We start from the raw sequence: 13,099 nt of genomic DNA, 5'->3' as shown, positions 1-13,099 counted from the left end.
CTCATGTAAAGGTGGAGGGGTGCCGTGGAAACGAATATTCAAAAGATGCAGGTTCTGCTCGAGACCGTGCGGGCCGGCAGTTTTACGCGCGCCGCCGAGCGGCTGAGCTATTCGCAGTCGGGCGTGAGCCGCATGGTGGGCGACCTTGAGACCGATTGGGGTTTTAAGGTACTCGACCGCAGCCGCGAGGGTGTGGTGCTTTCTGCCGATGGGCGGCAGATCATGCCGGCGGTTGAGGCGCTCTGCGAGGAGTTTGGCCGCCTGCAGCGACATGTGGACGAGATGCGTGGGCTCATGCGCGGCAAGATCTGCATTGGTACGTTTTCGAGTGTGGCGACCCACGTGCTGCCACCGGTCATAGCGCGTTTTCGCGCCGATCACCCGGACGTCGATTATGAGTTGCTGATGGGCGATTACTCAGAGATTGAACAATGGGTGGCGGAGGGGCGCTGCGACCTGGGCTTTATCCCGCGTGAGCCCCGAGAAAACGGCATGGCATCACGGTCTTTAGTGTGTGATGAGCTGATGGCGGTGGTGCCGACAGATTCGTTGCTTGCCACGGCGGAGTTCGTCTCTCTTACCGATTTGGCAAGAGAGCAGTTTATTCTGCTGGAACGGGGTACCGATGATGAGATTACGCCGCTATTCCGTCGGGCGGGGCTGGCGGTGCGCTCAAAACTGTCGACTTGGGATGACTATGCGATTATGGCTATGGTCGAGGACGGCCTGGGCGTGAGCATTCTTCCCGCGCTCATCTTGCGTCGCTGCCAGTTCGATGTTGCTGTGCGTCCGCTCGAAGGGCATCCCCATCGGCAGATCAACGCCATATATCGAACGGCCGATGTTTCGCTTGCCGCCGCTCGTTTCCTCGAATACCTCTAAATGCGTGCACGTCGTTATCGCCTTGGGATAAATTTCGAGGTCTTGCTCATTTTATTTTTGAAATTGAACTTTTCGAAATAGCACGGCATTATACTGCTGCCTAAATTGAACTCTGGTTCAATTCGTGTTCTATAAATTGAACTTTGCCAGCAAGGAGGTTCCTGTGGCCCAAGAGACGTTTAGCGATCGCCTGCGACAGACTATGTCCGATCGCGACGTTCGACAGTCGGACGTGATTCGTGCATCGGAGATGCTCGGCAAAAAACTCGGCAAGAGTCAGATGAGCCAATATGTGAGCGGCAAGACGATTCCGCGGCGCGACGTGGCAGAGCTACTCGCCCGTATTTTGGAGGTCGATGTTACCTGGCTGCTCGCCGGTGACACCGATCAAGGCGAGACATCATCGCCCCGCAACGTTTCCAAGCCCGAACCCCATCCCTCAGCTCAAATTCCAAGGAGCACCACCATGCGTACTTTTTCTAAATCCACCAAACTCGAGAACGTTCTGTATGACGTGCGCGGTCCCGTCGTCGACGAGGCTGCCCGTATGGAGGACGAGGGCGAGCGCATCCTCAAGCTCAATATCGGCAACCCGGCGCCCTTCGGTTTCCGCACGCCCGACGAGGTTATCAAGGACATGCGCCAGCAGCTGCCCGACTGCGAAGGCTATTCCAACTCGCGCGGCCTGTTCTCTGCGCGCAAGGCGATCATGCAGTATTCGCAGATCAAGGGCCTGCCCAATGTTCAGATGGAGCATATCTACACGGGCAACGGCGTGTCCGAACTCATTCAGCTTTCGATGAACGCGCTGCTCGACAATGGCGACGAGATTCTGATCCCCAGCCCCGACTATCCGCTCTGGACGGCGTGCGCAACCCTTGCCGGCGGTCATCCCGTGCACTATCTGTGCGATGAGCAGGCGGATTGGTATCCCGACCTGCAGGATATGGAGTCCAAGATCACGAGCGCGACCAAGGCCCTCGTCATCATCAACCCCAACAACCCCACGGGCTCGGTCTACCCGCGCGAGGTGCTCGAGGGCATCGTTGAGATTGCGCGCAGGCACCAGCTCATGATTTTTGCCGACGAGATCTATGACCGCCTGTGCATGGACGGCTACGAGCATGTCTCCATTGCATCGCTCGCCCCCGATCTGCCCTGCATTACGTTTAGCGGCCTTTCCAAGTCGCACATGATCGCGGGCTATCGCATTGGCTGGATGGTGCTTTCGGGCAACCAGCGCTGCATGAGCGACTTCATCATGGGCATCAACATGCTCTCGAACATGCGCCTGTGCTCCAACGTGCCGGCTCAGTCGATCGTCCAGACAGCGCTCGGCGGCCATCAGTCGGTCAACGACTACATCCGCCCCGGCGGTCGTGTTTACGAGCAGCGCAACTTTGTGTATGAGGCGCTCAACAAGATTGACGGCATCTCGGTGGTTAAGCCGCGCGCGGCGTTCTATATCTTCCCCAAGATGGATGTTAAGAAGTTCAACATCACCGATGACGAGCAGTTTGCCCTCGACCTGCTGCACGAGAAGAAGATCCTGATCACGCGCGGCGGCGGCTTTAACTGGGGCGAGCCCGACCACTTCCGCATCGTGTACCTGCCGCGCATGGAAGTGCTCAAAGAGTCTCTCGAAGACCTCGCCGACTTCTTCGACCATTACCGTCAATCGTAGGGGATAGAAACTCCGCACAATGAAAAGCTCCCTGCAGTTGTTTTGCTGCAGGGAGCTTTCTTGAATCGGCGGGACTAGATCACTATCCCGTTGCAGTGGTCGATTTCGTGTTGGATGATCTCGGCGGTGTAGCCCGAGAAGTTTTTGATGCGGTGGACGAAGTTCTCGTCCAAATACTCCACCTTAATGCGGCGATAACGGGTACAGGGGCGCTCACCAACCAGCGAGAGGCATCCTTCGCTCGTCTGATAGGCATTGACCTGCTCAAGAATTTGAGGGTTGTACATCAGGAGCGCCCTGTTGCCGTCCTTTACGCAGATGATGCGTTTGCGCACGCCAATCATGTTGGCGGCGAGGCCCACGCACTCGTGCTCATGCTCGTGGAGCGTATCCAGGAGATCCTGTCCGGTCGCGGCATCTTCTGGGCCGGCGTCTTCGGAAGGCAGGCGCAAAAAGAACTCGGATTTCATGATGGGCTTAATCATGGCGGGCTCCTTAGGGTGGACACGTTTGGTTCAGGCCATGATACCGCGACATGTCGCATTAATGTGTGCACATAGATTCTGCAGCTAGATTGGCGGGCGACACCATAAACTAATGGGCGTTTTGCCGAGAGGCATGAATGTTTAAAGCGCAAAGAGTGCGCGACGGGCCCCGCGAATGGGGCGATGATGCCCGAGAGGGCCAAGAAGGAGTCTCATGTCTGAGAACGAAGAGATCATGAACGAGACCGAGAACGAGACCATGGCTGCCGAGGCTGAGGCAGTCGAGACCGTGGAGACCGAAGCTGCTGAGGTTGAGGCTGCTGACGAGGTTTCCGCTGAGGAGGAGGCCGAGATTGTCGAGGCCGCCGTTGATTACGATGACGAAGAGCTGATGGACAAGATGCAGAAGGCCGCCCGCCTGCTGCGTAGCCGTCGCTTTGCTATTTCCAAGGAGGAAGAGGCCAAGGCCGAGCGCATGGCGAACATCGAGCGCGCCATCAAGCTCCTTGACCTCAAGCCCAAGATGGAGCAGAAGGAAATGTCCGACCTGCTGGGCATGCGCCTTCGTGAGCTCGATGGCCTGATGGCCGAGGCCGAGGCTGCCGATCTGGTCGGCCGCATCGACGACGCCGAGGGCGATATGCGCAAGATCGTCGTCTTCGCTGCCGAGGATGCCGCTGAGGGCCTGGTCGAGCTTGCCAATAAGAAGGAGAAGCTCCTGCCCGAGCTTTCTTACGAGGAGGCCACCGAGCTGATGGCTGCTCTCGATAAGGTTATCGCTCCGCTCGTCGCCATGGGCCTGGACGAGGACCGCGGTCCTCGCGGCGGCCGTGACGATCGCGGTGGTCGTGGCGGTGACCGTGGCGGCCGCGGCGGCTTTGGCGATCGCGGTGGCCGTGGCGGTGACCGCGGCGGTCGCGGTGGCCGTGGCGGCTTTGGTGACCGTGGCGGCGACCGTGGCGGTCGCGGCGGCTTTGGCGGCAACCGTGGTGGCTATGGCGATCGCGGTGGCAACCGTGGCGGCTTCGGCGGCAACCGTGGTAACGACCGCGGCGGTCGCGGTGGCGATCGTGGCGGCCGCAACGGTGGCGGCTTCCGCGGCAACCGCTTCTAATTGGGTTACGCGGTTCTACGAACCGCGTAACTAGTTGACGCTGCGCGCCCACCAGAGCGACAACTTGTCATTCAAAGAGGACGGCATGACCAGAAGGTCTATGCCGTCCTCTTTTCATGTCAATTTGTTCGCTCTGGTGGACGCTCGCTGTCGGTACCAAAACATCGGCATCCCCAAGGAATCATTTGCACTAAAAAATGAGAGTGGATAATCTCCCGGTTTGAGCCTGCATTCAAGCTCAAAGTGGGAGATTATCCACTCTCATTTGTTGTGTGTCCGAAAATCCACGCTCGTTTCTATTCCGCCTACATTTGTAGGAACAGTTCGTGGAGGCGGGTGTCTTCATCGAGTTCGGGGTGGAAGGTTACGCTGAGCTGGTTGCCCTGGCGGGCGGCGACGATGCGACCATCGACCTCTGCCAAGGCCTTGGCGTCGCCGTGGACCTCGACGATGCGGGGCGCGCGGATAAACGTCAGCGGCACTTCACCGTCGATGCCGTCTACCTGTCCCTTGGTGCGAAAACTGCCGAGCTGTCTGCCATAGGCATTGCGCTCGACAAGTACATCCATGGTTGCCAAACGCGGCGTGCCCTTATCGTCATGGGCGGCAAGGTCGTGAGCCAGCAGAATCAGGCCGGCGCAGGTGCCCAGGACGGGCATGCCTTCAGCGATGCGGGCACGAAGCTCCTCGAGCATGCCCAACTCATCAAGCAGTTTCCCTTGAACGGTAGACTCGCCGCCGGGAAGTACCAGACGGTCAAAGTTCTGCTTCAAATCAGCCGCCTGCCTCAGCTCAATACAACGTGCGCCCAGCTCGGACAGCCTCGCCTCGTGCTCGGCAAAAGCACCTTGGACCGCCAGCACGGCGACCGTCTGGTCTGCGTAATCGCTCATGTACGATCCTTTCTGCCGGACTAGCGTCCGCGCTCCTCCATTATGATCTCGATCTCGTCAGCGTTGATGCCCACCATAGCCTCGCCCAGGTCCTCCGAAAGCTCAGCGATGAGTTTGGCGTCGGTGAAGTTAGCCACGGCCTTAACGATGGCGGCAGCGCGCTTGGCGGGGTCGCCGCTCTTAAAGATGCCCGAGCCGACAAATACGCCCTCGGCGCCCAGCCGCATCATCAGCGCGGCATCGGCGGGGGTCGCTACGCCGCCAGCAGCAAAGTTCACGACGGGAAGCTTGCCCGTGGCATGGACCTCGCGCACCAGCTCGACCGGAACCTGCAGCTGCTTGGCTGCCTCAAAGAGCTCGTCGTCGCGCAGGGCGACAACGTCGCGGATTTGCTTTTGGATCTTGCGCATGTGGCGCACGGCCTGGACCACGTCGCCCGTGCCCGGCTCGCCCTTGGTGCGGATCATCGTGGCGCCCTCGGCGACGCGGCGCAGCGCCTCGCCCAGGTCGCGGGCACCGCAGACAAACGGGACGTCAAACTGGGTCTTGTCGATGTGGTAGACATCGTCGGCGGGGGAGAGAACCTCGGACTCGTCGATGTAGTCGATCTCGATGGCCTGAAGGACCTGCGCCTCGACGATGTGGCCGATGCGGCACTTGGCCATGACGGGGATGGAGACGGCCTCCTGAATGCCCTTGATCATCTTGGGGTCACTCATGCGCGACACGCCGCCGGCGGCACGGATGTCGGCCGGGATGCGCTCGAGAGCCATGACGGCGCAGGCGCCTGCCTCCTCGGCGATACGTGCCTGCTCGGGCGTGGTGACGTCCATGATGACGCCGCCCTTGAGCATCTGCGCGAGCTCGCGGTTGAGTTTGACGCGATCGGCCTTGCTGGTCTGTTCTGCCATGGTTGCTCCCTTGGTTGGCATGTGCATTGCTTGACGGAACATCCTATCGGGGAGCTGGGTATGGCGAAATACTCAGTTTTCGAGATAATAACAAGGTCAGACTAATGCCAGATTGAATGACTCGATAAGGTCAGGTGACAAACTCATGCTTGACTATAATTTGGAAAACCGCGGCGAAGCATCGCTCTATGAGTATGTTTACCAGCAAATTCGAGATGATATTGTTGTCGGGCGCATTGCGGCGGGGGAGCATCTTCCATCTAAGCGCGCCTTTGCGAGTCATCTGGGAATCAGTGTCATTACCATCGAGAATGCATATAGCCAGTTGCTTGCCGAGGGCTATATTTGCTCAAAGCCGCGCCGTGGTTACTACGCGTGCGAACTTCCGGATGCGCCGGTTTTGGCTTTGGCTGCGGAGGGTGTCGAGCGAGATGCCGTCTCTGTGGGCCCCAGCGCGCATGATGTCAACGGACAGGTCGAGCGATTCGATGCACTTTCTCCTTCCGCTTTGGAGGCGGCGCGGCTTTGGCAAAGCGCGTTACGGGCGACGCTGACGTCCGAAGACGAACGCGAAATCTTTTCGCCCGCACCGGCACAGGGCACCGCTCGGCTAAGACGCGCAATCGCTCACCATCTGCGTGGGACGAGGGGCATGAATGTCGACCCCGACAACATCGTTATCGGCGCGGGCGCCCAGCTGCTCGATACCATGTTGGTTCAGTTGCTTGGCGCGGACAAGGTGTATGCCGTCGAGGACCCGGGCTATTTGCGCCTGACGCGCATCTATCAGGCTATGGGTTGCAAAGTTCGACATATCCCGTTGGATGGTGAGGGCGTGGACTTGAGCGCTCTGCAGAAAACTGGGACCGATGTCCTTCACCTGATGCCGTCCCATCAGTATCCGACCGGCCTTGTGACGAGCATTGCGCGTCGCTATGCGCTGCTGAGCTGGGCCGCCGAGCGACCAGGTCGGTATCTCATCGAAGATGACTTTGATTGTGAGTTTCGCCTTGCCGGCAAGCCGATTCCCGCGCTCGCATCGATCGATGCCGCCCAGTCGGTTATTTACACCAACACGTTTTCGAAGAGTCTGTCATCGACGTTGCGTCTAGCGTACATGGTGTTGCCCGATGAGCTAATGGAGCGGTTTGGGCGCGACCTTGGTTTTTACGCTTCGTCGGTGAGCTCTGTTGACCAGGTCGCTTTAGCGCGCTTGCTGGAATCGGGTGATTACGAGCGACATGTGAACCGCGTGCGCGTTCGTGCTCGCGAGGCACGCGATGGCCTGATGGCGCTTGTGCGGAAAGCGTTTCCGGCAGGGGAAGTCTCGATCGAGCATGCAGACGCGGGCCTTTACTGTATCGTGGTTGCGGAGCGTGGAACGGGCGGAAGCACTTTTGCACGGGCCCTCACGCGCTCGAGCATCCCTTTTATCGATATCGGTGACTGTTTTTGGTGTGCCGATGGCGCATCTGTCCCTGAAAACTCAACTCAAATTCTTGTTCAGTATGACGATCTGAGTCCAAAAGTGCTAACTACTTTGGAATCGCAGCTAATGGGGGGCACTCTGCAACCTAAGTGAGTAGACTTTTGGCACTTTGGCGACCAGGCAGTTTTGTAACAAGCTATCTACCTGCGGTTTTGAAAAGCAGGATGACCGGTCTGCTCGGGATGTTCCAAAAAGTCTACTCACTTGCCGCACAAAGCTTCCGCACGAGTAAAAATGGGGTTTTCAACAGGGCTTCGTCCAGTTCTTGGCAAGCTTTTGGTCAGTTGGGGAGGGCTGTTGAAAACTTAGCGGTCCGTTCGGCACCATTTTCGGTGCGTTCGCGCCAATGCGTGACTGGCTGGGTTGAAATTCGTGTTTTCCTGTGCCTATGAAGGATTTACTTTGCGACATATCGGCTTTTAGGTACTGGCGATTGCCCCCTCAAGTCCGCGCTTTGTGTCCGCCGCTTCCACGACCGGAAGAAGACCGGCAGCGATATGACCTCGCCCGTAACCCGACGGCTGCGGTCGCGCTCGGTTTTCCGTTGTATACATTGGTTCGGACGAGAAACAAACGGACTTGTCCTGCCAGTATTAGGCAGCGGCTGTTTCTTGGTGAGCTTCCCAGGGAATTCGTGCTGGAAACGGAGCATGGGTTTTTGATTACGTCTCCTCTCCTGACGGCATTCATCATGTTGCGGCATCTGACGGATCTTCAGCTTCTTTTGGTATTGGCGGAGATGTGTGGCTTGTTTGCGGTATGTGCCCTGCCGGCGGCACTTGAGGCGGAGCTTTCGCGTGCAATTGATTCGGGCGCGATTTCGACAACGTTCGGTTGGGTGCGCTGCCCGTCCGAGGACGGCACCGCCTCAAATTTATGGCGTCGAGACGCTTTGGTTTTGGGCGGAGACCTTGACCGTTTTTGTTCAGATGTTTGCGGGATGCGTTACGGCAATAGATTTATAGCGGTATCGCAACTCGTTCCATTGGGCGCCGCGTCGCCTTTTGAGGTCGAGACGTATTTGCTACTTGCACTGCCGCGATCCCTGGGAGGCGAAGGTTTTTGCGGCATAGAGCTTAATGTTGAAGTGATGCTAAGCACAAGTGCTCGAGCGATTGTGGGAAAGTCCCGTGTATATATCGACCTACTTCTTTCTTCGCCGGACGGCAGGCGACAGGTGGCCATTGAATGTCAGGGAAAGGCCTCGCACGGACGCGCAGGGGATGGCTTGCGTGACGCTGACCGCATGACGGCCCTTCAGGCCATGGGCTACGATGTACTTCTCCTGACACACAGACAGATATCCGATGAGGGTAGATTCCACGCGATCGTTAAGGCCGTATGCAGGATGCTCGATGCTGAATATCGTGATAAAAGCTCAGATGAGCAAAGGGCTGAGACATTACTCCGGTCTGAACTATTCGTTGACTGGACAAAATTGGGAGTAATTGACGGAAAGATGCCAGTTAGACACAAAACAGCTCGATCGTGGACGGCTGCGGTTCTAAGTGAGTAGGCTTTTGGCACTTTGGCGACTAGGCCGTTTTGAAACAAGTCATTTACCTGCGACTTTATAAAGCAATACGGATGGTCTGCTCGGCAAGTTTCGAAAAGTCTACTCACTTAGTTTTTGACGAGAGACCGATGCCGAAGATGGCTCTATTTCAGGGCGTTAACGAGTCCTCGAGACACAAAAAGGCCCGAACCGATACGGTCCGGGCCTCATCGAGCTAGAGGTTATGTCTCAAGCGGTTGGCTTAGCCAAAGTAGCGCTTGAGCAGGCCGGCGAAAGCCTTGCCGTGGCGAGCCTCGTCGCGAGCCATCTCGTGCACGGTGTCGTGGATGGCATCAAGGCCAGCGGCCTTGGCGCGCTTGGCAAGATCGGTCTTGCCGGCGGTGGCGCCGTTCTCGGCCTCAACGCGCATCTCGAGGTTCTTCTTGGTGGAGTCGGTCACGACCTCGCCCAGGAGCTCAGCGAACTTAGCGGCGTGCTCGGCCTCCTCGTGGGCAGCCTTCTCCCAGTACAGGCCGATCTCGGGATAGCCCTCGCGATGAGCGACGCGAGCCATGGCCAGGTACATACCGACCTCAGAGCACTCGCCCTCAAAGTTGGCGCGCAGGTCGGCAACGATGTCCTCGGAGACGCCCTCCATCTTGGCGACGCCCACGACGTGCTCGGCAGCCCACTCGAGCTGGCCCTCCTCCTGCTTCAGGAAACGAGAACCGGGAACGCCGCACTGGGGGCACTTGAAGTCCTCGGGCAGCTGGTCGCCGTCGAACTCTTCCACATAACCGCAAACGGGGCAAACAAACTTCATGATTCGATCCTTTCGATCGATGGCGATTGTGCGCTCGTCCGGTCCCGTAAGGGCCCTCTCCGGACGTGCGTCTTGACGAGTTCTATTATCCATAAATGCAACCAAATGTGAAGCCTATTAGGAATGATTTTTAATAAAACAATTTTGAGATATGAAGATGTTGATTGATTAACGGTTTGCAAGTCATATACGGACGCCGCTGAGTACAATCGGTCGAGCAAATGTTGACCAATCAACAAATGAGGGAGTTTCCTTTATGCATCTAGCCCGCCGCGCCTGGTGCCGAACATATCAGACGATTTTTCGTATCGCATTGCCGGTGCTGCCCTATACCGAGCCACGCATCCTGGAGCATGCTGAGGATGTGCCCACAGTGCTTCAAAAGCGTTCGATACAGCGGGTTCTTATCGTGACGGATCCCGGCATTGCCCGTCTGGGGCTCACGGCACCGCTCGAGACAGCGCTCGCGTCCAAGGGAATCGACGTTGCGGTCTATGCCAAAACGTGTGCGAACCCCACGGTCTCGAATGTGGAGGAGGCGGCGTCCCTGTATCGAGAGAGCGCCTGCCAGGCCATTATCGGTTTTGGCGGAGGATCGGCCATGGACTGCGCCAAGGGCGTGGGAGCAAGTATCGCGCAGCCGAACAAGCCCATCAACAAGATGCGCGGCCTGTTGCGGATTCATCGTCGCCTGCCGCTGCTCATCGCCGTTCCCACCACGGCAGGTACGGGAAGCGAGGTCACGCTTGCGGCGGTAATTACCGATGACGAGACACACTACAAGTATCCCATTAACGACTTTGTGCTTATCCCGCGCTTTGCGGTGCACGACCCCGAGTTTACGCGCGGCCTGCCCGCCTCCATTACGGGGCAAACGGGCATGGACGCCCTGACGCATGCCGTCGAGGCCTTTATCGGGCGAAGCACCACGTCCTATACGCGCAAGATGGCGCGACAGGCGGTTCAGCTCATCCACGACAATTTGCTCGAGGCCTATGAGCATGGCGACAACATGCGTGCGCGTCGCAATATGCTTTCGGCGGCGTATAAGGCGGGTGTTGCCTTTACGCGCTCCTATGTTGGATACGTTCATGCCATCGCGCACAGCTTGGGCGGGCGTTACGGGATTCCGCACGGCTTGGCCAACGCTATCATCCTGCCGCATATGCTTCGCGCCTATGGCGAAGCTGCTGCTCCTAAACTCGCCGATCTCGCCCGCATGGCCGGTATCGCGCCGGCTAACGCGCAGGACAGCCTGGCGGCCGAGGCCTTTATCGATTGGGTCGACCGCATGAACGAGGCCCTGGGAATCCCCAAATATGTTTCGGGTATTCGCCGCTCCGATATTCCGCAAATGGCGACGCATGCCGATGCCGAGGCCAATCCGCTGTACCCCGTTCCGCTATTAATGGACCGCTTGGAGCTCGAGCATATGTATGAAGTCGTTGCAGATGGTATGTTTGAGGGCGAGAACTAGGAGGGCCCATGAATACCGAGGAAATCGCGCGCATCGTTGCCGATCAGCGCGCCTATTTTAAGACGCACGCCACGTTTGATGTCGATGCTCGACGCCGCGCCCTCGTGCGCCTGCGCGAGGCGGTGCGGGCACACGAGACCGATATCGCCCATGCGCTCAAGACCGATTTGGGAAAGTCGCATGACGAGGCCTATATGTGTGAGATCGGCACCTCGCTTTCCGAGATTCGTCATCAGATTGCACATGTGGCTCGATGGAGTCGTCCACGCCTGCGTCCGTGTGACCTCGCCAACGCCGTAAGCGTGTGCAAAACGCAAGCCGTGCCCTATGGTGTCACGCTCATCATGGCGCCCTGGAACTATCCGTTTTTGCTGACGCTCGAGCCGCTCGCTGGCGCCCTTGCCGCGGGCAACACCGCGGTCATCAAGCCGAGTGCCTATGCTCCGGCATCGAGCGCGGTGCTCAAGCAAATCTGTGATGAGGCATTTGATCCGTGCCTGGTGACGGTTGTCGAGGGCGGGCGCGCCGAGAACGAGGCGCTGCTCGATGAGCGCTGGGACAAGATCTTCTTTACCGGTAGCGTTCCGGTCGGCAAACTCGTCATGGAGCGCGCAAGTAAAAACCTTACGCCCGTGACGCTTGAGCTGGGCGGAAAGAGTCCCTGCATCGTGGATGCGACGGCAAACTTGAAGGTCGCGGCACGGCGTATCGCCTTTGGTAAGTGGCTCAATGTGGGACAGACCTGCGTGGCGCCCGACTACCTGCTGGTCGACGTGCGCGTGCACGATGAACTGTTGGGCCTCATCAAGGAGGAGGTCCGCCGTATGTTTGGCGACCATCCGCTCGATAACGAGGATTACGGGCATATCGTCAACGCCAAGCATTTTGGGCGCGTGCGCGGGCTGATCGACCCCGACAAGGTTGTGCTGGGAGGCACGGCGCGCGAGTCGTCGCTCAAGATTGAACCGACGATTCTAGACGGCGTGACCCCCGATGACGCCGTAATGCAGGAGGAGATTTTTGGCCCCATCTTACCGGTGCTGACGTTTGAGAGCCTAGATGAGGCCGAGGCGTTCATCACGAATCGCCCGACGCCGCTGGCCCTGTATATCTTTAGTCAGGATCGTGAGGTCCAGCAACGCTTTGTGCGCTACGTGCCCTTTGGCGGCGGCTGCGTCAACGACACGATCATGCATTTGGCCACGAGCCATATGGGCTTTGGCGGCATGGGGGCGAGCGGTATGGGACAGTACCATGGACGCGAGAGCTTCGATACGTTTAGCCACAAGAAGAGCATCGTGAACAAGGCAACGTGGTTGGACGTGTCATTCCGCTATGCCCCTTATGCAAGCTGGAAGCACAAGTTCGTGCGCATGTTTGTGCATTAGAATCAGATGGCGTAGCGACAAACGGTCGAAAAGGCGCGGGTGGGGCGAATTTGTGTCCGCGCGAGTTCGTAGACTTCTCTATAAGGTTAAACGCTGGTTTATCCAGCCGTTAGGGGAGTTGCTATGTACGAGCCTTCACGTGTTCTTTTGTCGTTTCATATCGCAGGATTTCAATATGCCGACGGCGCTTTGGTCCTAGGCGATCTTAAAGCGGGCGATAAACTGACGCTGTGTGCCGAGCGCGATAATCCCCATGACCCCGAGGCGGTTGCGATCTACTATGGCAAGACCAAACTTGGCTATGTTCCGGGAAACGAGGTCGGCCCGCTGTCTTTGATGATGTATTACGGCCATGAGGACGTATTTGAGGCCCACGTGCAACAGGTTGCTCCCGAGCGCAGCCCGTGGCATCAGGTTCGCGTTGGACTCTACGTGGTGGATGCTCGCTAGTCGGCAAT

12 protein-coding genes are annotated in these 13,099 nt (G+C 58.1%); 8 read left to right on the top strand and 4 right to left on the bottom strand.

What is annotated here, in order from left to right; genetic code table 11:
- The first annotated feature begins 24 nt into the window (after positions 1-24).
- Positions 25-882 (top strand): LysR family transcriptional regulator, encoded by an 858-nt coding sequence (locus tag GT571_RS02230; RefSeq protein ID WP_117757314.1) that lies wholly within the window; start codon positions 25-27, stop codon positions 880-882.
- Positions 883-1,084: 202 nt separating this feature from the next.
- On the top strand, positions 1,085-2,566 hold the full coding sequence (locus tag GT571_RS02225; protein ID WP_161155304.1) for an aminotransferase class I/II-fold pyridoxal phosphate-dependent enzyme: 1,482 nt from the start codon (positions 1,085-1,087) through the stop codon (positions 2,564-2,566).
- Positions 2,567-2,640: 74 nt separating this feature from the next.
- Here the strand turns inward: GT571_RS02225 and GT571_RS02220 are convergent, their stop codons facing one another.
- On the bottom strand, positions 2,641-3,051 hold the full coding sequence (locus GT571_RS02220; RefSeq protein ID WP_161155181.1) for a peptide deformylase: 411 nt from the start codon (positions 3,049-3,051) through the stop codon (positions 2,641-2,643).
- Positions 3,052-3,265: 214 nt separating this feature from the next.
- Between GT571_RS02220 and GT571_RS02215 the strand changes: the two genes are divergently transcribed.
- Positions 3,266-4,165 carry a hypothetical protein gene (locus GT571_RS02215; RefSeq protein ID WP_161155179.1) on the top strand — a complete coding sequence of 300 codons (900 nt, stop codon included), beginning with the start codon at positions 3,266-3,268 and terminating at the stop codon, positions 4,163-4,165.
- A gap of 305 nt (positions 4,166-4,470) precedes the next feature.
- Here the strand turns inward: GT571_RS02215 and pdxT are convergent, their stop codons facing one another.
- The gene (gene pdxT, locus GT571_RS02210; RefSeq protein ID WP_161155177.1) at positions 4,471-5,058 is read right to left on the bottom strand and encodes a pyridoxal 5'-phosphate synthase glutaminase subunit PdxT; all 588 of its coding nucleotides are present in this window, start codon (positions 5,056-5,058) and stop codon (positions 4,471-4,473) included.
- A 20-nt stretch (positions 5,059-5,078) separates the two neighbouring features.
- A complete protein-coding gene (gene pdxS / locus GT571_RS02205) occupies positions 5,079-5,969 on the bottom strand; it encodes a pyridoxal 5'-phosphate synthase lyase subunit PdxS (RefSeq protein ID WP_161155175.1) in 891 nt (296 codons plus the stop codon).
- Between the two features lie 145 nt (positions 5,970-6,114).
- Between pdxS and pdxR the strand changes: the two genes are divergently transcribed.
- Both pdxR and GT571_RS02195 read left to right on the top strand, forming a co-directional pair.
- A complete protein-coding gene (gene pdxR / locus GT571_RS02200; protein WP_161155173.1) occupies positions 6,115-7,551 on the top strand; it encodes a MocR-like pyridoxine biosynthesis transcription factor PdxR in 1,437 nt (478 codons plus the stop codon).
- A gap of 541 nt (positions 7,552-8,092) precedes the next feature.
- Positions 8,093-8,974 carry a hypothetical protein gene (locus GT571_RS02195; protein WP_161155171.1) on the top strand — a complete coding sequence of 294 codons (882 nt, stop codon included), beginning with the start codon at positions 8,093-8,095 and terminating at the stop codon, positions 8,972-8,974.
- A gap of 241 nt (positions 8,975-9,215) precedes the next feature.
- Here GT571_RS02195 and GT571_RS02190 read toward each other — a convergent pair whose 3' ends face one another.
- Positions 9,216-9,776 carry a ferritin family protein gene (locus GT571_RS02190; protein ID WP_022094328.1) on the bottom strand — a complete coding sequence of 187 codons (561 nt, stop codon included), beginning with the start codon at positions 9,774-9,776 and terminating at the stop codon, positions 9,216-9,218.
- A gap of 256 nt (positions 9,777-10,032) precedes the next feature.
- On the opposite strand from GT571_RS02190, the gene GT571_RS02185 reads away from it, so the two are divergent.
- From GT571_RS02185 to GT571_RS02175, 3 genes are all read left to right on the top strand, one after another.
- The gene (locus GT571_RS02185) at positions 10,033-11,253 is read left to right on the top strand and encodes an iron-containing alcohol dehydrogenase (RefSeq protein WP_161155169.1); all 1,221 of its coding nucleotides are present in this window, start codon (positions 10,033-10,035) and stop codon (positions 11,251-11,253) included.
- Between the two features lie 8 nt (positions 11,254-11,261).
- Positions 11,262-12,641, top strand: coding sequence for an aldehyde dehydrogenase (locus tag GT571_RS02180; protein WP_161155167.1), 1,380 nt, complete (start codon positions 11,262-11,264; stop codon positions 12,639-12,641).
- A 123-nt stretch (positions 12,642-12,764) separates the two neighbouring features.
- Positions 12,765-13,091: an HIRAN domain-containing protein gene (locus GT571_RS02175; protein WP_161155165.1), complete on the top strand. Its 327-nt coding sequence runs from the start codon at positions 12,765-12,767 to the stop codon at positions 13,089-13,091.
- Positions 13,092-13,099: the final 8 nt, after the last annotated feature.

It is taken from the genome of Collinsella aerofaciens, assembly GCF_009876115.1.
In the GTDB taxonomy this organism is placed as follows: Bacteria; Actinomycetota; Coriobacteriia; order Coriobacteriales; family Coriobacteriaceae; genus Collinsella; species Collinsella aerofaciens_N.
Note: the sequence above shows the minus strand (reverse complement) of the source record. Positions and strands in the feature narration are given on the sequence as shown.

What these genes read in the sequence shown, in the direction of transcription:
- GT571_RS02225 (WP_161155304.1), top strand. Translation starts at nt 1,085, where the DNA reads ATGTCCGATCGCGACGTTCGACAGTCGGACGTGATTCGTGCATCGGAG.
- GT571_RS02220 (WP_161155181.1), bottom strand. Translation starts at nt 3,051, where the DNA reads ATGATTAAGCCCATCATGAAATCCGAGTTCTTTTTGCGCCTGCCTTCC.
- GT571_RS02215 (WP_161155179.1), top strand. Translation starts at nt 3,266, where the DNA reads ATGTCTGAGAACGAAGAGATCATGAACGAGACCGAGAACGAGACCATG.
- pdxT (WP_161155177.1), bottom strand. Translation starts at nt 5,058, where the DNA reads ATGAGCGATTACGCAGACCAGACGGTCGCCGTGCTGGCGGTCCAAGGT.
- pdxS (WP_161155175.1), bottom strand. Translation starts at nt 5,969, where the DNA reads ATGGCAGAACAGACCAGCAAGGCCGATCGCGTCAAACTCAACCGCGAG.
- pdxR (WP_161155173.1), top strand. Translation starts at nt 6,115, where the DNA reads ATGCTTGACTATAATTTGGAAAACCGCGGCGAAGCATCGCTCTATGAG.
- GT571_RS02190 (WP_022094328.1), bottom strand. Translation starts at nt 9,776, where the DNA reads ATGAAGTTTGTTTGCCCCGTTTGCGGTTATGTGGAAGAGTTCGACGGC.
- GT571_RS02185 (WP_161155169.1), top strand. Translation starts at nt 10,033, where the DNA reads ATGCATCTAGCCCGCCGCGCCTGGTGCCGAACATATCAGACGATTTTT.
- GT571_RS02180 (WP_161155167.1), top strand. Translation starts at nt 11,262, where the DNA reads ATGAATACCGAGGAAATCGCGCGCATCGTTGCCGATCAGCGCGCCTAT.
- GT571_RS02175 (WP_161155165.1), top strand. Translation starts at nt 12,765, where the DNA reads ATGTACGAGCCTTCACGTGTTCTTTTGTCGTTTCATATCGCAGGATTT.